The sequence below is a fragment of the Dankookia sp. GCM10030260 genome (assembly GCF_042666655.1).
In the GTDB taxonomy this organism is placed as follows: Bacteria; Pseudomonadota; Alphaproteobacteria; order Acetobacterales; family Acetobacteraceae; genus Paracraurococcus.
In genome coordinates, this window is sequence record NZ_JBHTDE010000011.1 from 20,548 (window position 1) to 40,294 (window position 19,747).

17 protein-coding genes and 1 pseudogene are annotated in these 19,747 nt (G+C 71.3%); 7 read left to right on the top strand and 11 right to left on the bottom strand.

From position 1 onward, the window contains the following. Window positions 1-25: 25 nt before the first annotated feature. Window positions 26-613, top strand: a complete 588-nt coding sequence (locus ACFQS7_RS24415; protein WP_380069758.1) for a hypothetical protein — start codon at window positions 26-28, stop codon at window positions 611-613. A 373-nt stretch (window positions 614-986) separates the two neighbouring features. On the opposite strand, the gene mnhG is transcribed toward ACFQS7_RS24415, so the two are convergent. The 7 genes from mnhG to ACFQS7_RS24450 are packed head-to-tail and all read right to left on the bottom strand — an operon-like array spanning window position 987 to window position 7,523. Further along, window positions 987-1,361, bottom strand: coding sequence for a monovalent cation/H(+) antiporter subunit G (gene mnhG / locus ACFQS7_RS24420; protein ID WP_380069759.1), 375 nt, complete (start codon window positions 1,359-1,361; stop codon window positions 987-989). Continuing rightward, a complete protein-coding gene (locus ACFQS7_RS24425; protein ID WP_380069760.1) occupies window positions 1,358-1,639 on the bottom strand; it encodes a K+/H+ antiporter subunit F in 282 nt (93 codons plus the stop codon). The genes mnhG and ACFQS7_RS24425 overlap by 4 nt, the downstream gene beginning before the upstream one ends. Next, complete coding sequence (locus ACFQS7_RS24430; RefSeq protein ID WP_380069761.1) at window positions 1,636-2,127, bottom strand: Na+/H+ antiporter subunit E; 492 nt, start codon at window positions 2,125-2,127, stop codon at window positions 1,636-1,638. The genes ACFQS7_RS24425 and ACFQS7_RS24430 overlap by 4 nt, the downstream gene beginning before the upstream one ends. Beyond that, window positions 2,124-3,728: a monovalent cation/H+ antiporter subunit D gene (locus tag ACFQS7_RS24435; RefSeq protein ID WP_380069762.1), complete on the bottom strand. Its 1,605-nt coding sequence runs from the start codon at window positions 3,726-3,728 to the stop codon at window positions 2,124-2,126. The genes ACFQS7_RS24430 and ACFQS7_RS24435 overlap by 4 nt, the downstream gene beginning before the upstream one ends. Further along, entirely contained in the window at window positions 3,725-4,069 is a 345-nt protein-coding gene (locus ACFQS7_RS24440; RefSeq protein WP_380069763.1) for a Na+/H+ antiporter subunit C, read from the bottom strand. Before ACFQS7_RS24440 ends, ACFQS7_RS24435 begins: the two co-directional genes overlap by 4 nt. Next, window positions 4,069-7,005, bottom strand: coding sequence for a monovalent cation/H+ antiporter subunit A (locus tag ACFQS7_RS24445; protein WP_380069764.1), 2,937 nt, complete (start codon window positions 7,003-7,005; stop codon window positions 4,069-4,071). The genes ACFQS7_RS24440 and ACFQS7_RS24445 overlap by 1 nt, the downstream gene beginning before the upstream one ends. Before the next feature lie 56 nt (window positions 7,006-7,061). After that, the gene (locus ACFQS7_RS24450; RefSeq protein ID WP_380069765.1) at window positions 7,062-7,523 is read right to left on the bottom strand and encodes a PTS sugar transporter subunit IIA; all 462 of its coding nucleotides are present in this window, start codon (window positions 7,521-7,523) and stop codon (window positions 7,062-7,064) included. Between the two features lie 567 nt (window positions 7,524-8,090). On the opposite strand from ACFQS7_RS24450, the pseudogene ACFQS7_RS24455 reads away from it, so the two are divergent. Next, window positions 8,091-8,801: pseudogene (locus ACFQS7_RS24455) on the top strand (IS6 family transposase). A 639-nt stretch (window positions 8,802-9,440) separates the two neighbouring features. Here ACFQS7_RS24455 and ACFQS7_RS24460 read toward each other — a convergent pair. Beyond that, the gene (locus tag ACFQS7_RS24460) at window positions 9,441-9,728 is read right to left on the bottom strand and encodes a PepSY domain-containing protein (protein ID WP_380069766.1); all 288 of its coding nucleotides are present in this window, start codon (window positions 9,726-9,728) and stop codon (window positions 9,441-9,443) included. A gap of 127 nt (window positions 9,729-9,855) precedes the next feature. Here ACFQS7_RS24460 and ACFQS7_RS24465 point away from each other — a divergent pair, with 127 nt between their 5' ends. From ACFQS7_RS24465 to ACFQS7_RS24480, 4 genes are all read left to right on the top strand, one after another. Further along, the gene (locus ACFQS7_RS24465) at window positions 9,856-10,167 is read left to right on the top strand and encodes a PepSY domain-containing protein (RefSeq protein ID WP_380069767.1); all 312 of its coding nucleotides are present in this window, start codon (window positions 9,856-9,858) and stop codon (window positions 10,165-10,167) included. Beyond that, complete coding sequence (locus ACFQS7_RS24470) at window positions 10,167-10,838, top strand: response regulator transcription factor (protein ID WP_380069768.1); 672 nt, start codon at window positions 10,167-10,169, stop codon at window positions 10,836-10,838. The genes ACFQS7_RS24465 and ACFQS7_RS24470 overlap by 1 nt, the downstream gene beginning before the upstream one ends. Next, window positions 10,835-12,304: a sensor histidine kinase gene (locus ACFQS7_RS24475; RefSeq protein ID WP_380069769.1), complete on the top strand. Its 1,470-nt coding sequence runs from the start codon at window positions 10,835-10,837 to the stop codon at window positions 12,302-12,304. Before ACFQS7_RS24470 ends, ACFQS7_RS24475 begins: the two co-directional genes overlap by 4 nt. A gap of 107 nt (window positions 12,305-12,411) precedes the next feature. Further along, a protein-coding gene (locus ACFQS7_RS24480; RefSeq protein WP_380069770.1) for an IS3 family transposase occupies window positions 12,412-13,580 on the top strand; the annotation gives its coding sequence in 2 pieces (ribosomal slippage) (window positions 12,412-13,218 and window positions 13,221-13,580; 1,167 coding nt in all). Window positions 13,581-13,864: 284 nt separating this feature from the next. Here the strand turns inward: ACFQS7_RS24480 and ACFQS7_RS24485 are convergent. Then, on the bottom strand, window positions 13,865-15,448 hold the full coding sequence (locus tag ACFQS7_RS24485) for an ABC transporter substrate-binding protein (protein ID WP_380069771.1): 1,584 nt from the start codon (window positions 15,446-15,448) through the stop codon (window positions 13,865-13,867). Window positions 15,449-15,822: 374 nt separating this feature from the next. On the opposite strand from ACFQS7_RS24485, the gene ACFQS7_RS24490 reads away from it, so the two are divergent. Continuing rightward, window positions 15,823-16,050, top strand: coding sequence for a hypothetical protein (locus ACFQS7_RS24490; RefSeq protein WP_380069772.1), 228 nt, complete (start codon window positions 15,823-15,825; stop codon window positions 16,048-16,050). A 776-nt stretch (window positions 16,051-16,826) separates the two neighbouring features. Here the strand turns inward: ACFQS7_RS24490 and ACFQS7_RS24495 are convergent. Further along, window positions 16,827-17,810, bottom strand: coding sequence for a YihY/virulence factor BrkB family protein (locus tag ACFQS7_RS24495; protein WP_380069773.1), 984 nt, complete (start codon window positions 17,808-17,810; stop codon window positions 16,827-16,829). Window positions 17,811-17,978: 168 nt separating this feature from the next. Then, the gene (locus ACFQS7_RS24500; protein WP_380069774.1) at window positions 17,979-19,712 is read right to left on the bottom strand and encodes an ABC transporter ATP-binding protein/permease; all 1,734 of its coding nucleotides are present in this window, start codon (window positions 19,710-19,712) and stop codon (window positions 17,979-17,981) included. Window positions 19,713-19,747: the final 35 nt, after the last annotated feature.

The window sequence follows — 19,747 nt, forward strand, 5'->3', positions numbered from 1 at the left end:
GCCGCTGGGTAGGAAGCCAGCGGCAATGGCCCGGCCGCTTTCCCTGGACTTGCGCTGGCGCGTCGCCGCTCCGCTGACGGCCGGTGCGACCGTCCGAGAGGCGGCGGCCCGCTTCGAGGTTGCGGTGACCGCATCGGCCGCCTTCAGCAGCATGAGCGGACGTCGGCTGTCGCGCCTTTTGGCCGCAAGGCCCTGCTCGGCGCGGACGAGCTGGCCAATCCGCACCGCACTGGTCACCACTCGGCTGGCATCGAAAGCGGACGGGACGGTGCGCGCCCTGGCTGCCGACCTGCGGGTGGCGGGTATTGCGGTGGCGCCCGACACCGTCTGGCGCTTCCTGCGCCGCCGGGGCCTCAGCTTCAAAAAGACGCTGCTGACCAGCGAGACGGATCGGCCGGACCTGGCGCGCCGGCGGACCCGCTGGCGGACGCATCAGCACCGGTCTGATCCCGCCCGCCTGGTCTTCGTCGATGGTTCAAGGCAAAGCCTTGAATGGGGCCAAGACCAACATGACGCGCACCCGCGGCTGGAGCCCGCGCGGCACGCCGCTGCTGGCCAGGGTACCGCACGGCCACTGGAAGACGCTCACCTTCCTCGCCGGCCTGCGCCATGACCGCATCGTCGCGCCCTGCGTCATCGACGGGCTGATCAACGGCCTCTCCTTCACCGCCTGGGTCAGCCAATCCCTCGTGCAACTCTCAGCCCTGGCGACATCGTGGTCGCCGGCAACCTCGGCAGCCACAAAGGCCGGCAAGTCCGCGCCGCCCTCCGGGCGGTCGGCGCCAGTCGCGCCATACCCGGCTGCTATCTTGCCGTGAGCGTTCCAAAAAGCTGCAACAGAACCCACCTCAGCGTGCCCCGCCCGTCCCGGCGCGACCCAAGGCCTCTCCGCATGGCGAAGCCGATCGGGCGCGACGGGATACGGCCGCGGTTGACGAGGGCGGTGATGCCCGCCAGGCCCCGCAAGGGCGACGAAGCGAGCCCAGTCAGCGCTCCTCGCCGCCTTCCCACCGGACCCCTGGCGGCGGCGGCACCGACCCGTTCCTCTCGACCCGGTCGCGATAGAGCGCGGCGCGGGCTAGCAGCATCAGCGTGACCGGCGTGGTGATGACCATCAGCACCGCGATCAGGATCTCATGCAGGACCAGGCGCGTCTGCAACAGCGAGAAGAACAGCATCGAGGCCGCCAGCACGCTGCAGATCCCGAGCGTCGTGCCGAGGGTCGGCGCATGGACGCGTTCGTAGAAGCCCCGCAGGCGCAACAGGCCGAAGGAGCCGACGAGCGCCAGCCCGGCACCCAGCAGCAGCAGCACGGCAATGATCAGCGCCGCCCAGAGGGGCAGGTCGGCAGCATGGGTCATTCGATCACCTCGCCGCGCATGAGGAATTTCGCGAGCGCTGCCGTCGTGACGAAGCCGAGCAGCGTGATGAGCAGCGCCGCCTCGAAGTAGTGCGGACTGCCGGTGCGGATGCCGAAGACCAGCAGCAGCATCGTCGCGTTGACGTTGAGCGTGTCAAGCGCGAGCACCCGGTCCTGCGCCCGCGGCCCGAGCAGCAGGCGGAGCACCGCGCAGCCCATCGCCGCCAGCAGCAGCAGCTGCACCAGCAGGACGGCCCAGGCGAGCAGCGCGACGCTCATTCGAAGATCTCCATCAGGCGCCGTTCCCACTTCTCCTTGACGATGCGAACCCACTCCGCTTCGTCGATCAGGTCGAGGACATGCAGCAGCATGGTACCTTCGGTGGAATCGTACTCCACCCAGACCGTACCGGGCGTCGCGGTGAGGATGCAGGCCAGCGCCGCCAGACCTTGGGGCGAGCGCATGTCGAGCGGGATGTGGACGAAGCCGGACCGCCGCGTCCCTTCGACCGCCGGGCCGAGGATGATCCGCGCCACCGCGTTGTTCGAGCGCACCACCTCCACCAGGACGTCGCGCAGGAGGCCGGGCAGCACCGCAAGACGGCGCAGCCGCGCCCGGGGCGGCGCCAGCGACGCCAGCGCCCAGGAACCGGCGAACGCGATGATGCTGCCGAGCAGGATGGTGCCGGGCGAGGCGCTCCCGGCCAGCACCAGCCAGGACAGCAGCAGCGCGAGCGCGATCAGCGGATGTGGCAGGACGCGCCTCATCGCAGGTTTGCCGCTGCTGGCAGCACCGCGCGCAGGTAGCCGGTCGGATCGTGCAGTGCCTGCGCCGCCGCGGCGGCGTAGTCGAAGGCCGGGCCGGCGGTCATCGTCAGCAGGGCGCAGAGCATGAGCAGCAGCGCCACGGGCAGGAACTCCACAACGCTGACCCGGACCGGGATCACGGCCGGAGAGACCCAGAAGGCATCCATCCCTGCGCGCACCATGGCCACCACCGTCGTGAGCCCCGAGAGGATCAGCGCGGCCGTCACCACCCAGGCCATCGCCGGCGGTGGGCCCCCGTTCGGCGCCAGCAGCGGCGACAGCATGGCGAACTTGGCGAGGAAGCCGGAGAAGGGCGGCAGGCCGGCCAGCAGCAGCGCGCAGGCCAGGAAGGAGACGCCGAGGGTCGCTACCGCGGCGGGGATCGGCACGCCGACCGCATCCCGCTCCCCGGGCTCGCCATCCTCCTGGTCCTCGCCGGTGCCGAAGGCCTCGCGCGTCACAGCCAGCACGTCGGCGCCGATGTCGCGGCCGCGCTCGACGAGCTCGATCAGCAGGAAGAAGGCGCCGATCGCCAGCACCGAACCGACGAGGTAGAGCAGCGCGCCGGCGGTGACGGCCGCCTTGCCCAGGCCGATCGCCGTCAGCAGCGTCCCGGAGGAGACGAGCACGCTCGCCCCGGCCAGGCGCGCGAGGTTCTGGCTCGCCAGCACCGCGACCGAGCCGAAGCCGAGCGTGAGCAGGCCGCCGAGGGTCAGCCAGGTGCCGCCGAAGCCCGCGGAGTCGCCCGCGCCGTCGCCGAACAGCAGCAGCCAGACGCGCAGCACCGCATAGATGCCGACCTTGCTGAGGATGGAGAGGATCGCCGCGGCCGGGGCGCTGGCTGCGGCATAGGTGCCCGGCAGCCAGAAGCCGAGCGGCCACATCGCGGCCTTGACCAGGAAGGCGATGCCGAGCACGGCGAGCCCGGCCTCCAGCAGCGCCCGGTCCGCGGCCGCTATGCCGCGCAGGCGGATCGCCAAGTCGGCCATGCTGAGCGTGCCGGCGATGCCGTAGACGACGCTGACGCCGACCAGGAAGAGCAGCGACGCCACGAGGTTGATGACGATGTAGTGCAGCCCGGCCCGGACCCGCGCGGTACCGGAGCCGTGCAACGCCAAACCATAGGAGGCGGCGAGCATGACCTCGAAGAAGACAAACAGGTTGAACAGGTCGCCGGTCAGGAAGGCGCCGTTCAGCCCCATGAGCTGGAACTGGAACAGCGGGTGGAATTGCACCCCCGCGCGGTGCCAGCGGGCCAGCGAGAAGACGAAGGCGGCGAAGCCGAGAACGGAGGTCAGCGCCACCATCATCGCCGAGAGCCGGTCCAGCACCAGCACGATGCCGAAGGAGGCCGGCCAGTCGCCCAGCCGGTAGACCCGCACCTCCGGCGCATCCGCCAGTACCAGCAGGGCGGCCGAGAGTGCCAGCAGCGCGATCGTGGAGGCGAGGCCAAGCCCGGCGGCCAGCCCACGCCAACGGTTGCCCGCAAGGATCATCACGGCGCCCGCCAGCATCGGTACGACGATCGGGGCGATCACAAGGTGGTCGGTCCAGCCGGTCACCGCTCCCGCTCCCGCCCGTCGACGTGGTCGGACCCGGTCAGCCCGCGTGCCGCGAGCAGCACGACCAGCAGCAGCGCCGTGGTGGCGAAGCCGATGACGATCGCGGTCAGCACCAGCGCCTGTGGCACCGGGTCGGCGTAGCCGGCCAGGCTCCCTACCTCGCCGGGTTCCAGGACGGCCTCGGCGCCGGTGCGCAGCCCGCCGGTCGAGAAGATGAAGAGATTCACCGCGTAGGACAGCAGTGCGAGGCCGATGGTGACCTGGAAGGTGCGCGCCCGCAGCAGCAGCCAGACGCCGGAGCCGGCCAGCAGGCCGATCGCCAGAGAGACGACGAGCTGCATCAGTCCTCCCCCACCGTGGCCGGCATCCGCGCCACGGGCGCCGACGGCGCCGCGCGGCGGCCGCGCACGGACTGGTGCGCCAGGGCGACCAGCATCAGCAGGGTCGCGCCCACCACCAGGGCGAAGACGCCGATGTCGAAGACCAGGGCGCTGGCGGCGGGAACCTTGCCGATCACCGGCAGGTCGAGATAGCGGAAATAGGAGGTGAGGAAGGGCCGGCCGAAAGCCCAGGCGGCCACCCCGGTGCCGGCGGATAGCAGCAGCCCCGCGCCGATCCACGCGCGCGGCCGCAGCCAGCTCAGCCGGTCCTCGGTCCACTCCGTGCCGCCGATCATGTACTGCAGGATCACCGCGATCGCCACGACCATGCCGGCCGAGAAGCCGCCGCCCGGCAGGTCGTGCCCGCGCAGCAGCAGGAAGGCGGCGACCAGCAGCATGGCCGGGAAGAGCAGCCGCGTGAGGACGGCGGGCACCAGCAGCCAGTCGGCCATCGGCCGCGCCTCGCCCGGGACCGTTGCCGTCGCCGGCAGGGCATGCTGGTGCAGCTGCTGCATCGGCGCATCGAGGCTGTCCGGCGCGGGGCGGAAGCGGCGCAGCAGCGCGTAGGTAGCGAGCGCGACCGTGGCGACCACGAAGATCTCGCCCAGCGTGTCGAAGCCGCGGAAATCCAGCAGCGTGACGTTGACGACGTTGGTGCCGCCGCCCTCGGTATAGGCGCGGGCAAGGAAGTCGAGCGCCAGCAGGTCGGGCGGAGTGCGCGTCATCACGGCATAAGACAGCGTCGCCAATCCGCCGCCGGCACCGACCGCGATGCCGAGATCGCGCAGCCTTCGGGTGAAGGTCAGCACCTCCGGACCGCGCTCGCCGGGGATGCGCCGGCGCTGCGGCAGCCAGCGCAGGCCGAGCAGCAGCAGCACGGTGGTGACGACCTCGACCGTGAGCTGCGTCAGCGCCAGGTCCGGCGCGGAGAACCAGACGAAGGTCAGGACCACCGCGAGGCCGACGCCGCTCACCAGGATCAGCGCCGCCAGGCGGTGGAACTTCGCCAGCATGGCCGCGCCGAGGGCGCAGGTCCCGCCTGCCGCCCAGATCAGCGCGAGGATCGGGTCGACCGGCGAGGCGGGCAGGTTGCCGGGCCCGAAGCCGCGCTGCCAGACCGCCGCGCCCCCGGCCAGGAAGGCGACGAAGAGGATCAGCCGCAGCTGCGGCTGCAGCCGGCGGGTGCCGGCGATCCCCTCCACCCGGCGCGCCAGCCTCCAGGAGAGGAACACCATGGTCCGCTCGAAAATGCGCTGCCCCTCAAGGTGATGCAGCAGCGGTTCGCCCTCGACGTCGCTGCGCAGCCGCCGCTGCAGCAGCAAGTAGAGCCCGACGCCGCCAGCCAAGGCGACGATGCTCATCAGCAGCGGCAGGTTCAGCCCGTGCCAGACCGACAGGCTGTAGTCCGGCACGTCGTCGCCCAGCACGGACCGCACGGCGATGGCGAGGAAAGGCCCAACTGTCGCGGCCGGCAGGAGGCCGACCATGATGCAGGTCAGCACGAGGATCTCGACCGGGAAGCGCATCCAGGTCGCCGGCTCGTGCGGCGCGCGCGGCAGGTCCACCGGATCGGGGCCGAAGAACGCGCCGTGGATGAAGCGGAGCGAGTAGGCGACGCTGAAGGCACTGCCCAGTAACGCGGCGAAGGGCAGGATGTTCAGCAGCCCGGGCAGCGGGGCTTCGACCGAGAGCGCTTCGGCGAAGAACATCTCCTTGGAGATGAAGCCGTTGAGCAGCGGCACGCCCGCCATCGCCGCGGCCGCGACCAGGGCGAGCCGCGCCGTGAAGGGCATGGACCGGTTCAGCCCCGACAGCCGGCGGATGTCGCGTGTGCCCGTCTCGTGGTCGATGATGCCCGCCGCCATGAAAAGCGACGCCTTAAAAGCCGCGTGGTTCAGCACGTGGAACACCGCCGCGACCAGGGCGAGCTCGCTGTTCAGGCCGAGCAGCAAGGTGATCAGCCCGAGATGGCTGATGGTCGAATAGGCCAGCAACCCCTTCAGGTCGTTCTGGAAGATGGCGACATAGGCGCCGAGTAGCATGGTCACTAGGCCGGCGGTGCCGACGATCAGGAACCAGGCCTCGGTGCCCGCCAGCACCGGCCAGAGGCGCGCCATGAGGAAGATGCCGGCCTTCACCAGCGTTGCCGAATGGAGGTAGGCCGAGACCGGCGTCGGCGCCGCCATGGCGTTCGGCAGCCAGAAATGGAAGGGGAACTGCGCGCTCTTGGTCATCGCGCCGAGCAGGATCAGCACCAGCGCGGTCGCATACAGGGGATGCTCCCGGATACGGTCGCCCGCGGCGAGCACCGCATCGAGCTCGTAACTGCCGACGATGTGGCCCAGCACCAGCACGCCGGCGAAGAGGGCGAGCCCGCCCGTGGCGGTGACGGTCAGCGCCATCCGGGCGCCGTCGCGCGCCGAGGCGGTATGGTGCCAGTAGCCGATCAGGAGGAAGGAGAAGAGGCTCGTCAGCTCCCAGAAGAAAGCGAGTTGCACCAGGTTGCCCGACACCACCACCCCCGTCATCGCGCCCATGAAGGCGAGCAGGAAGGCGAAGAAGCGCGGCACCGGATCGGCCTCGGCCATGTAGTAGCGGGCATAAAGCACCACGAGCGCGCCGATGCCCGTCACGAGCCCGGCGAAGAGCCAGGCGAGGCCGTCGAGGCGCAGCGTGAGGTTGAGCCCGAGCGCCGGCATCCAGGCAAACTTCGCCTGCACCACGCCGCCGGCCGCGACGGTTGGGTAGGCAACCCACACCATCAGCAGGCCTACGAGTGCGACGCTGCCCGCCATGGCCGCCGCCGTGTTCCGGGCATGGGTCGGCAGCAGCCCGGCCGCGATGGCTCCGACGAAAGGCAGGACCACCAGAGTGAGGAGCAGCAGCGTATCGGGCATCGCGGTGTGTCAGGTTCCGGTTCGCGGGGCGTGCGTCGGATCGCCGCCTTGCGGCGTCACGTCGCCGCCAAGGGCGGGCCGGCCAGGAGCGCCACCACGTCTTCCGCCACCTTGGCCGAGCGCAAATGCCGGAGCACCTGAGGTTCCCGGAGCGAGCGGCAGGTGTCCGACAGGGTCGGCAGGAAGCCTTCGGGCGACGCCTGGGGCCACAGGACAAGGATGACTAGATCCACCGGCTCCTCGTCCCGCGCCTCGAAGTCGATCGGGCGCCGCAGCCGCGCGAACAAAGCGAGCGGCGGAGGATTTCCCTCAAGGCGCGCATGCGGCAGGGCGACGCCCCGGCCAAGCGCCGTAGACCCCAGCCGTTCGCGCGCGCGAAGGGCGTCCAGGATTTCGGTTTCGTCACGCTCCGACCGGCGAGCCGCTTCGCTCGCCAGACGCTGCAGGACGTCCCGCTTGCTCGTGGCGTCGAGGTCGAGAATGACGTCGGCCACGGCAAGATGGTCTGTGATCCCCATCGCTATCTCCATCCGCAGTGCGGTGGCCTTGGGCTGCGCCCGGCGCGAATAAGCCGATGCCCGCCACAGTCAGGGAGCGCGACAGGTACGCGCGAGCGAAGCCAGGATTTTCTGCGCGGAATGCAGGGGTAGCCCACACGTCACACATCAATGAACACGGACCGCCTACCAAGCGGATTACAGGATGGCAACCAGCGGATCGGCTTTACGAAGCTTCTGGAGGAAGCGTGATCTCGCCGTGCGACCTAGTTCGGGCGATCATGAATTTTCCTTTCAAAACTCCATATCAAGCCGGGGCATTTCCCGATCTTCAGCCTTTGGCAGGTCAGACTTGCAGGCCCAAGTTAAATCGTATCTGGCGTTCCATGGATTGAGCGCAGCCCAGCCCCATTTCTACAGCCCGACCCGGGCGGCCGGGCTCGCGCTGATGAGCTTGGCGCGCCGGACATTGCCACGCATCATACTGAGGTCGCGGTGGCGGCTCGAAGCGGCAGCCGCTGGCGTCCAGTGGCATTGTCAACTTCGCAGTCTCTGGCCGAAACAAAGCGGCTTGGGCAGGCTGGCGGGATGACGTCCGAGCCCGCCACCTATCCCGGATACCGCTTCCCGGCCGCCATCATCCGCCACACAGTCTGGTTGTACCACATCTTCAGCCTGAGCTTCCGGGACGTTGAACTGCTCCTGGCCGAACGGGGCATCACGGTCACCCACGAGAGCATACGGCAGTGGTGCCTCAAGTTCGGCGCCGATTTCGCTAGCAAGCTCCGCAGACGCCGGCCGAAGCCAGGCGACACTTGGTACCTCGATGAGGTGTTCCTGGAAATCAATAGCAAGGTGCATTATCTCTGGCGCGCGGTGGACCAGCACGGTGTCGTCCTCGACATGCTGGTTCAGGACCGCAGGAACGCCACGGCAGCCAAGCGCTTCTTCAAGTGCCTGCTCGCTGGGCTATGATACGAGGCAAAGCGCCTCGTCACTGACGGCCTTCGCAGCTACGGCGTTGCGCACCGTGATATCCTGCCCGAGGTGAAGCACCCGACCAGTCGCTACCTGAACAACCGCGCCGAGACCTCGCACCGGACGACGCGGCGCCGAGAGTGGCAGATGCAGCGGCTCAAGTCGCCGGAGCAAGCGCAGCGCTGCCTGTCATCCCCCGCGATGATCCATGGCCATTTCCGTCCGCCGCGGCATCTGATGACCGCTGCTGAGTACCGTGATGCCCGCGCCACGGCTTTTCGGATCCGGCGGCGGGAGACGTGCGTCCAGATGGCGGCGTAAGCACGACGGATGTCGTGTCGCGCGGTCAAGCGCGTCCATCGAACCAACGACTTGGCAATGCCTCCGCACGACATCGACCACGCGCCATGGTCACCGCAAGGCCACGACAGGCTTACGCTTACGGTTCGAGCTCAGCGGCAAGACGTTTTTCCAAGTCCGGCGGGACTGACGGGCGTACGGGAGCGAGCAGGGGCGGCTTGCCCGAGGCGTCCAGGATGCCGGGAATCCGGCCGGGGCCGTGGAAGCGCTCAACCCACCGGTGCGCTTGCGCCGGCGCCCAAGGCGCGCACCAACCTGCGACAGCCCTTCCGGCACCGGCAGGGCCGCGCGCTTCTCGACCCCTTGCGCCACGGCCGCCGTGGCGCTCCCGCCGCATCCGTCGCCAGCGCGGACCAGCCACGCGCCATTCCTCCACTCGCCCCCCCGTCACCGGGGCCAGCCCGCGCGCTTCGGTGATGCCTGCAGCGCCAAGGGTTGTGTGGGCCGGCGACGGGCGGGGGTCGGCACCGTGCCGGACAGCGTGCCCGGACGCGAGTGCCGCGAAAGCGGGCGCCGCGCCGAGCAGCAAGAGAAAGAGCGCCAGCAGGGCGAGCGCCGGGTCGTGATGGAGGAGCATCGCCGCAGGACCTCCTAAGCCCGTCACCGGTCCGCGTCGCGGCGCGCGCGCTCTTCCTGCCGCAGTACCTGCCCAGTGGCCGCATCCACCAGCAGCTTCACCCGCCGGCCGCCGCGGTCGGTGGCCTTCACCTCGATGCCGCTCCACTCCCGGTCCATCTCCTCGATCTGGAAACCCTGGCTCTCCAGTCGGGCGGCGACGTCCGAGAAGCGTAGGCCGCCACCGGGCTGGGTCGGGGCGGGCTGGGCGGCTGCGACGCCGCCGGTCACGACGGCCGCGGCGAGGGCGGCGGTGAGCATGGTCTTCCTCATGTGGCGGACTCCGTCAGTGGGCGCCGCGCCGTGCGGCGGGCTTAGCCGGTTGGTAGCAGCCTCCCCCTGACGCCCCGCCGAGCACCGCCGTCAGCGGGGCGTCAGCGGCCGTGGTATAGTGGTGCGCATGCCGTGCCGCCGCGCCCTGTTCTGTCTGACCCTGCTCGCTGCCCCGGTCGTCGACGCGCGCGCCGACGACCGACGCCGGCGCGAGGAGCAGCAGCGGGCACGCCGGGCGCTCGCCGAGGGACGCATCCGCCCGCTCGCCGAGATCCTCGCCCTGGTGCAGCCGCAGCTCGGCGGCGAGGTGATCGGGGTGGAGCTGGACGAGGAGGACGGGACCTTCGTCTACGAGATCAAGGTGCTGACCCCGCGCGGGCGCCGGCTGGAGTACGAGGTGGACGCTGCGACGGGCCACATCCTGAAGGTGGACGATTGATGCGCCTGCTGCTGGCTGAGGACGACCCGCGCATCGCCGCGCACGTGCGCCGCGCGCTGGAGGCGGCGGGCTACCTGGTGGACCTGGCCGCCGACGGCGAGGAGGCGCTGTTCCGCGGCGAGACTGAGGATTACGCGCTTGTCGTGCTCGACCTCGGCTTGCCGCGCATGGATGGGCTCGCGGTGCTCAAGCGGTGGCGGGCGGAGGGGCGGCACGTGCCGGTGCTGGTGCTGACCGCACGCGGCGCCTGGTCCGAGCGGGTGGAGGGGATCGACGCGGGCGCCGACGACTACCTGCCCAAGCCCTTCCGCGTTGAGGAGCTGCTGGCCCGGGTGCGCGCGCTGCTCCGCCGCTCGGCTGGGCTGGGCTCGCCCGTCATCGAGGCGGGGCGCCTCGCGCTCGACACACGGCTGAAGGAGGTCCGGCTGGACGGCGTGCCGGTCGCGCTCTCGGCACTGGAGTGGCGCCTCCTCAGCATACTCGCCCATCGCCGTGGCGAGGCCTTGCCCGTGGGCGAGATCGTCGAGCAGCTCTACGGTGACGACGACGCGCGCGACGCGAATGCCGTTGAGGCGCTGGTGCTGCGGCTGCGCCGCAAGCTCGGCCCCGACGCGATCGAGACGCGCCGGGGCCTCGGCTACGCGCTGCCCGCGACGGCCCCGCCGGCTTGACGCGGCCGCGTTCCCTCCGCCTCCGGCTGTTCCTCGCCGGGCTCGCCTCCGTCGTGGTCGCCCTCGCCGCGGCGATGGCGGGGCTGTCGCTGCTGTTCGAGCGCCACGCCGAGCGCCAGCTCGCGCGCGAGCTGGCGGCGGTGACTGAAGGGCTGGCCGCGCAGCTCGACCTTGCCAGTCCGGGCGGCGCCTGGGTGCTCGCGGCCCCCCCGGGCGACCCGCGCTACGACCGGCCGCTATCGGGCTTCTACTGGCAGGTCTCGCGCCTGGAGGACGCTGCGCCGGTGCTGCAGTCGCGCTCGCTCTGGGATGCGACCCTTGCCCTCCCGCCTGCGGCGGGCACGGAGGGCGCGCTGGTGCAGCTCGTGGACCCGGGCGGGGCGCTGCTGCTGGCAGTGCGCCGCGACGTCATCATGCCTGCGCGGCTCGGGGACGAGCGGCTCGTCATCCTGGCCGCCCGCGATGCCGCGGAGTTGGCCGAGGCCGGCGCGGGCTTCCGGCGCGACCTCCTGCCGTTCCTCACCGTCATCGCGGCGCTATTGCTCGCCGCCTTCGCGACGCAACTCGCCGTGGGCCTGGCGCCGCTCGGCGCCGTGCGGCAGCGCCTCGCGGCGATCCGGTCGGGGCGCGAGGCGCGGCTTGGCGAGGCGGGCTTCCCGACCGAGATCCTGCCGCTGGCGCGCGAACTGGACGAGCTGCTCGCGCACCGCGAGCGCGACATCACCGCGGCGCGCGCCCGCGCTGGGGACCTCGCCCATGGCCTGAAAACGCCGATCCAAGTCCTGCTCGCCGAGGCCGGGCGCCTGGAGATAGCGGGGCAGGTGGAGGCGGCCGCGGCGGTCGGAGACGCGGCGGAGGCGATGCGCCGCCACGTCGAGCGTGAGCTCGCCCGGGCCCGCCGCGCGGGCCGCGCTCCGGGCGAGCGCGCCGAGCCGCGGCGTGTCGCGGAGCGCCTTGTCACCGTCCTCTCCCGTACGGCAGTGGGCGCGCGGCTCCGCTGGGAGGTCGGCGGCCCGCCTGGGGCTGCCGCGGCGATTCACGAGGACGACCTGGCCGAGGCGCTCGGCGCGCTGATGGAGAATGCCGCCCGCTTCGCCGCGTCCGCGGTGCGGGTGGAGGTGTGGGAAGAAGGCGCCGCGGTTGCGGTCGCCGTAATGGACGACGGCCCGGGGCTTGCCGCCACCGACCACGCGGAGGCGCTGCGGCGCGGCGGGCGGCTCGACGAGGCCGGCCCCGGCACGGGCCTCGGCCTGCCGATCGCGCGCGAGATCGTCGAGGGGGCAGGCGGGTCGCTGCGCCTCGGACCGACAGTTCCCGGCGCGATGACGGTCGCGCTGGTTCTGCCCGTCGCCATCATCCGGGTTGCGGGAAGCGGGCGCGTTGACGGGACGCTGACGCCGGACGCGGGGCGCGCGTCAGCAGTGGCCGGGCAGGATCGGCGAACGCAACAGGGTACCCCGCCATGACGACCGACAACCGCCACGACGCGCCGACGCTCCAGCTGCACTGAGGTTGTCCCGGGATTTCGGACAGGCGGGTCGGCTCGGTTCGCCTGCGAGAAGGATGGACCGGGGTGACGGGCAAGCGGACGCGGTATTCGGCGGAGGCCAAGGCCAAGGCCAAGGCCAAGGCCAAGGCGAAACTGGTGCTGGAGGCGCTGCGGGGTAAGCTGACGACGGCGCAGCTGGCGGCCAAGCGCGGCATTCACCAGACGATGGTGGGCGAGTGGACGCGGCAGGCCATGGAGGGCTTGGCGGCCGTGTTTTCCGGCAAGGCGGCGGCGCAGGAGAGCGCCAAGGCGGCCGAGGCGGATACCGAGAAGCTGCAGGCGAAGATCGGGCAGCTGCTGGTGGATCGGGATTTTTTTGGCGAAAGCCTCCGGTCGATGAGCCTAAAGCGGCGCCGCCAGATGATCGAGCCGGAGCCACCGCAGTTGTCGGTGGTGCGGCAGTGCGAGTTGGTCTCGATCAGCCTGTCGGGGGTCTACCACCGACCGGCAGGCGAGACGGCGCTGAACCTCGAGTTGATGCGGCTGATCGACGCGCAGTTCCTGGAGACGCCCTGGTGCGGCTCGCGGCAGGTGGCGCGGCATCTGCGGCGCCAGGGCTACGTGGTCGGTCGCAAGCGCATCCGGCGACTGATGGCGAAGAATGGGCTGGCACCGATCTACCAAAGGCCACGGACGACGGTGCCGAACCCCGAACACCGCGTGTTTCCCTACCAGCTGCGGGATCTGGTGATTGACCGCCCCAGCCAGGTCTGGTGCACCGACATTAGCTACCTGCCGATGCGGCGCGACGTCCGCTACCTAGTCGCGGTGATGGACTGGGCGCCGCGCAAGGTACTGGCCTGGCGGATGTCGAACATTATGGAGAGGGAGTTTTCTGCCTGAAGGTGCCGGAGGAGGCCTTGGCGCGGTTCGGGCGGCCGGAGATCTTCAATACCGACCAGGGCAGCCAGTTCACCTCGCCGCGGTTCCCGGGCTTGCTGCAGCAGGCCGGGGTGCGCATCTCGATGGACGGCCGCGGCCGCTGGATGGACAACGTGTTCATTGAGCGGCTGTGGCGCAGCCTGAAGTACGAGTGCGTCTGCCTGCATGCCTTCGAGACCGGCCCGGAACTGCGGACCGGGCTGTCGAAGTGGATCGGCTACTACGATGCCGGACGCTCACACAGCGCTCGCCCGCTTCGATGGCGCATCCCGCCCCAGGAGGCGGAACCCGAAACGCGAAAAGCCCCATGAACTCGGGGTGAGATCATGAGGCTCTTGCCCGCCCTCCGGTTGCGAGGAGGAGGCCAGTCCGGCGTGTCGCCGCTCTCTGCCTCCGCCGCGGCCTCGATATCGGCGGCCGTGTGCGCGGCGATGGTCAGGCTGATGCCCTCCCTGGCCAAGGCGGCGGCGCAAGCCTTGCCGAGGCCCTTGCTCGCGGCGCAAACGTCGCGTGCCGGCCGGCTATGCCGAGATCCATCCTGGTGCCTCCCTGGTCGGAAATGGTCCGGATCGCCCGGCCGCCGCGCGTTTCGCCATCATGCGTCCCGCCGCACGTTGAGCGGCAGCGCGAGGCCGCGCCGCTCGACCCGCAGGCCTCGCCGATAGGCGCTGTCCACCTGATAGAGGCCGAGCGGCCAATAGGGCAGGTCGGCAAAGAACTGGGCCTGGATCCGCCGGCCGGTGCGCTCCTGCGCCGCCGGATCGGGCTCTTCCAGCCAGGTGTCGCGCAAGGCTTCCAGCGCCGGGCTGGACGGCCAGCCGAACCAGGCATCGCCACCGTTCGCCCGCAGCAGCGGATGGCCGCCTGGGTTGAGCAAGTCCTCCGCGCCGAACAGCACCACCACGGCATTCCAGCCGCCCTGCGCCGGCGGGTCCTTCCTTGCCCGGCGCTGCAGCATGGTGCCCCAGTCGGAGGTCGCGTCCTCCGGCGCGAAGCCGATCTTCTTCAGCAGATCGTCCGCCACCATGGTGAGCGCGCTGTTGGTCTGCTGGTCGGCCGGGTGCAGCATCACCACGCGGGCGCCGGCCTTGCCCGTCGCCGCCAGCGCCGCCCGGGCACGTCCGATGTCGCGCGGCGACGTCAGCACTGCCATCCCCTCGTCGGAGGCGAGCGTGCTGCCCGGCGGGAAGCAGCCGACGCCGTCGCGCCAGTTGTCGCGGTTGTCGCCGAACAGGACCGCCATGAAATCGGCCTGCGCCAGCGCCGGCAGCACGGCGCGGCGGACCGCCGGGTCGTCGAAGGGTGGGTGCAGATGGTTCGGCCGCAGCATGGCGACGGTGCCGAGCGTCTCGATCCGGTCGATCACCACGTCGCGCCGCCGTGCCAGCAGCGGCCGCAGGTCAGGGGTGATGCGCTCCCACCAGTCGACCTCGCCCGCCTGCAGCGCCGCCGCGGCGGTCGCGGCATCGGGAATGATGCGCCATTCCAGCCGTTCGAAGCCGGCGATCTTTGGCCCGGCGGTGACGCCGGGGGCGCCGACCGGGGTCGGGACGTAGCCGTCGTGGCGGCGGTAGACCACCTGTGCGCCGGCCCGGCGCTCCTCCGCCACGAAGCGGTAGGGGCCGGAGCCGACGATCTCGGTCAGGGGCGTCGTCGCGGGCAGCGCGGCGAACCGTTCCGGCATGACGAAGCAGGGATAGGAGGACGACTTGCCGAGCGCGTCCAGCATGACGCCGAAGGGCCGCCGGAGGCGCAATTCGAAGCGCCGGTCGTCGAGCGCGTGGATTTCCTCGAGCCGCGCCGCGAGCGTCTGGCCGTGCGTGTCGCGCGCCATCCAGCGGCGGATGGAGGCGACGGCGTCAGCGGCACGGATCGGCTCCCCGTCATGGAAGCGCGGGCCCTGCCGCAGGGTAAAGGTCCAGCGGCGGCCATCGTCCTCGACGACGTGGCCCTCGGCGAGCTGCGGCTGCGGGCGGAACCCGGTGTCGAGCCCGTAGAGCGTGTCCCAGCAGAGATGCGCATGGTTGCGCACCGCGTAGGAGGTGGTGGCGAGCGGATCGAGCACCGTGACATCGGCCTGCGGGACCATGCGAAGCGTGCGCGCCGCGTCCCCCTGGGCAAGAGCGGGGGCGGCGAGGAGGCCGGCGGCGCCGGCGAGAAGACTGCGGCGGTGAGGCATGGCGGCAGGGTGCCCTGGATCCGCTGGCCTGCCAACGCCGGATGAAGGCCAGGGTGAAGACGCTGAGTGAATGCCTGGAAACGCGAAAAGCCCCATGACCTCGGGCCGAGATCATGGGGCTGTTGCGTGCCCTCGGGTCGGGAGGACAGAGGATGGCGGCTACGCCGGCATGTCGCCGGCGCGGGCCCGCTCCTGGCGGCGGTGCTCGAACACGGCGCCCTGGAAGGCGCGGAACTCGGGCATCCGCAGGAAGCGGACGAGATAGCCACCGTGGGTCGGCTCGGCATGGCAGTCCGCGCAGACCAGCCAGCCATTTCAGGCCGCGATGGAAGAAGTGGTCGTACTCGGCGCCGCGCACTGGCCGGCCGCGCTTGGTGAGGACGCGCGCCTGGCCGCAGCAGGGGCGCTGGCCCTCGAAGGGCTCGCCCGTCACCACCTCGAGGATGATGCCGCGGCTCAGCTTGGTGAACTCCAGCCGTTTGCCCAGCATCACCTCCTGCCAGCTCTCGGTGCCCTACCTGGCGCGCATCGCCCGCCTCGCGCCGGCCGAGCGGGTGGAGGCGCCGATGGCCGACACCTGCACCCTGCCGGCGGCGCCGTGACCAGCCTCGCCGCCGCGCCCGCGGCCGATCGCGTCAGCCTCACCGGGCTGCTCGGCCCGCGCACCATGCGTTATGCGGCGGCGGCGCCCAACGGACTGCCCATCGCCGGCCTGCAGGTCGAGGCGATGGGCCACGCCGAGCGTCCCGGCTCGCACGCGTCCACCGGCCCCTACGGCTTCGTCGCCCTGCCGCCCTGCGCTTGCCGGTCATTGATCCGCAGCGCCGCGTCCTGTCGGCTGCCTTCGCCGCCACGGTGCCCGACCGCCCGCCGATCCGCCGGGCGAGGCCGATGCCATCGACCCGGATGCCGCCGTCGCGCCCTTCGCCCGGCGCGGCTGCGCGCTGCGGGCCGCCGACGGTACGCCATCGCGCATCCGAACGCGGCACCGCCGGGCGGGAAGAACCGCATGATCACCCGCGGCAGGGGCATGCGGAGCCTGTTGGCCGAGGCGCTGCGCGCGGCGCCGGTGCAGCTCACGCTGCGCGATGGGAGTGTGGTGACGTGCGGCAGCCTGGCCGAGCTCGCAGCCCGTGCGCCCGGCGCGCGGTCGCAGCCGGCCTGTCACGGTTCGGCGTCCGCGCCGGCCCTCTTCGCCGCCCCGAGCGAGCGCTACGCCATGGGCCAGGAGCAGCGCGAGCACAGCGCCGTCGAGGGCGTGGCGCCGAACCCCCCCTGGCGCCGCATCGAGGCTCCCTGGGCTCGGGCGGATGGGGCGAAAGGCATCGGCGGGCGGACACAGCGGCGCCGCGCCGGGACCGCGATGCGGGCGCCGCGGCTACCTCCGCCGCTTCCACAGGGTCAGCGCCACCGCCGTCAGGGCCGCGGCGCCCACCGCCGGCACGGCGCTCTTGCGCTCGCGTTCGGCATGCGGCCGGTGCAGCCGGGGGTTCACCGGCTCGGCCGCCAGTGCCTCCTGCGCCTCGGCATTGCCCTGCATGCCGGCCCAGACCTTGGTGAATTCGGCGCCCAGCAGGAAGATCTGCGCGGAGTAGTAGATCCACAGCAGCACCGCCATCAGCGCGCCGGCCGCGCCATAGGTGCTGGCGATGCCGGTGGTGCCGATATAGAAGCCGATCAGCCACTTGCCGATGGTGAAGAGCAGCGCGGTCACCAGCGCGCCGACGCCGACGTCGCGCCAGCCGATATGCCGGTTGGGCAGCGCCTTGTAGACGATGGCGAAGATGCCCGCGGTGGTGACGAAGCTGACCGCGAAATTGATCTCCGATACCAGGGTATCGCTCTGCGGCACCAGTTCGGTCGCCCAGCTCGTCACCGCCGCCATCACCGCGGTCGCCACCAGGGAGGCCAGCAGCAGCACCCCGGTGCCGAGCACGAAGGCGATGCTGAGCAGCTTGTTGCGGGCCAGGTGGATCCAGTTGTCGCGTTCCGGCGGCGGGGCGCGCCAGATGACGTTCAGCGCCGTCTGGACCTCGGTGAAGACGCTGCTGGCGGTGAACAGCAGCACGGCGACGCCGATGCCGGCGGCGATCCGGCCGGATTGCTGGTCGGCGGCGCTGCGGATCAGGCCTTCCACCACCTGGGCGCCGGTCGGGCCCATCAGCACCTGCAGGTGGTGCGACACCGCGCCCTCGACCGCCTGGGCGCCGAAGAAGGCGCCGGCGATGGCGATGGCGATGACCAGCAGCGGGGCGACCGAGAAGAAGGAATAATAGGCGATGGCGGCGCCACGGCTCATCGCGTCGTCGGCGATGTAGCCTTCGACGCTGTGGCGGACCAGGAGCCATAGCCTCTGCAGCATGCGTATCTTGCTCCTCAGCCGGTGGGCCGCACGCGGCGGTGAACGGGCCGCACCGCGTCCTGGTTCCGCTCCGGCGGCTGGCGTCCGAGAATGAACGCGGCACCGCCGCAGCACGCTGTTTTCAGGACGGGTCCGCGCCTCCGGGCGCGTGCCCTCCCGCGATCCGCCCTAGATGGCGCCCGCCACCAAGCTCCCATCCACCACCCGCAGGGCCCGCTGGTGGTATTGCGCCACCCCCGGGCGATGCGCGATCGAGACCAGCGTGGTGCCCGGCAGCCTTTCCTGCAGCAGGGAATAGAAGCGCGCCTCGGCCTCCGGGTCGAGGCTGGCGGTGGCCTCGTCCAGGAACAGCCAGTCGGGCTTCAGCAGCAGGGCGCGGGCCAGCGCCACCCGCTGCTGCTCGCCGCCGGAGAGGCGGCGGTCCCAGGCATCCTCCTCGTCCAGCCGCCCGACCAGTTGGCCGAGCCCGGCATCCGCCAGCGCCGCCCGCACCGCGGCCTCGGGGAAGTCGGCCGCGTCGCGCGGGTAGCAGACCGCGCGGCGCAGCGTGCCGAGCGGGAGGTAGGGCCGCTGCGGCAGGAACAGCACCTCGGCATCGGCCGGCACCCGCACCCGGCCGGCGCCGAAGGGCCAGATGCCGGCGATGGCGCGGAACAGGGTGGACTTGCCCGAACCCGAAGGGCCGGCGATCAGCACCGCCTCGCCCGGGGCGATCCGCGCCGTGGCGCCTTCCAGCAGCACGCGGCCGTCGGGCAGGGCCAGGGTGACGCCGTCCAGCGCCAGGTCCGGCCGCGCCTCGGACGCGGCCTGGACGCCGGCGCCGCTCGCGCCGCCCGCCGCGTCGACGGCATCGAGGAAGCCGGTGATGCGCGCCACCGTGGCGCGCCATTCGGTCAGCTCGCTGTAATTGTCGACGAACCAGGACAGCGCCCCCTGCACCTGGCCGAAGGAGCTCGCGGTCTGGGTCAGCGCGCCGAGCGGGATGCCGCCGGCGAAATAGGCCGGCGCGGCGACGATGTAGGGGAACACCACCGCAACCTGGGCATAGAGGTTGGAGAACAGGGTCAGCTGCTTGTTGGCGACCATGATGGCCCACCAATTGTGGATCACCGCATCGAAGCGGGACAGCAGGCCGCGCTTCTCGCCGGCCTCGCCGCCATAGAGGGCGATGCCCTCGGCATTCTCCCGGAAGCGGATCAGCGCGTAGCGGAAATCGGCCTCGACCCGCTGGCGGCCGAAATTCAGCGGGATCAGCGCCCGGGCGATCCAGTGCGCCAGCGCGGTGCCGACCACCGCATAGACCAGCGCCACCCAGACCAGGTAGCCGGGGATCTCGATGCCGAACAGCGTCGCCGGACCCGACAGCCCCCACAGCACCAGGATGAAGCTGCCCAGCGTGACCACCGAGCGCATCAGCCCGAGCCCGAGCCCCAGCGTCGCCGTGACGAAGATGCGCAGGTCGTCGGCGATGCGCTGGTCCGGGTTGTCGGTGCCGGCATCGGTCAGCGCGATGCGGTAATAGGCCCGGCCCGCCATCCAGCGGTCGAGCGCCTGCCGGGTCAGCCAGGACCGCCAGCGGATCTCGAGGGCCTGGCGCAAGTAGAGCGCGTAGGCGGCGATCAGGATATAGACCGCGGCGACGAAGACGAAGCCGGGCATCGGCCCGCTCTCGGTGTCGCGCCACCACAGCAGCAGGGCCCAGAAGGCCTCGCCGTTCTTCTCCTGCAGGCTGTTGAAGAACTCGCGGCTCCAATAGCTGAGCACCACGTTCATGCCGACCAGCGACAGGTTGAGCGCGACCACCACGCCGAGCAGCAGCCGGGCGCGCCAGCGCTCCTCGCTGCGCCAGAAGGGGCCGGCGATGCGCCAGGCATCGGCGAGGAAGGAGTTCAGGCGCCGCATCGGCCTTCTCCGCAGGTCAGGGGGCGGGACGAGGA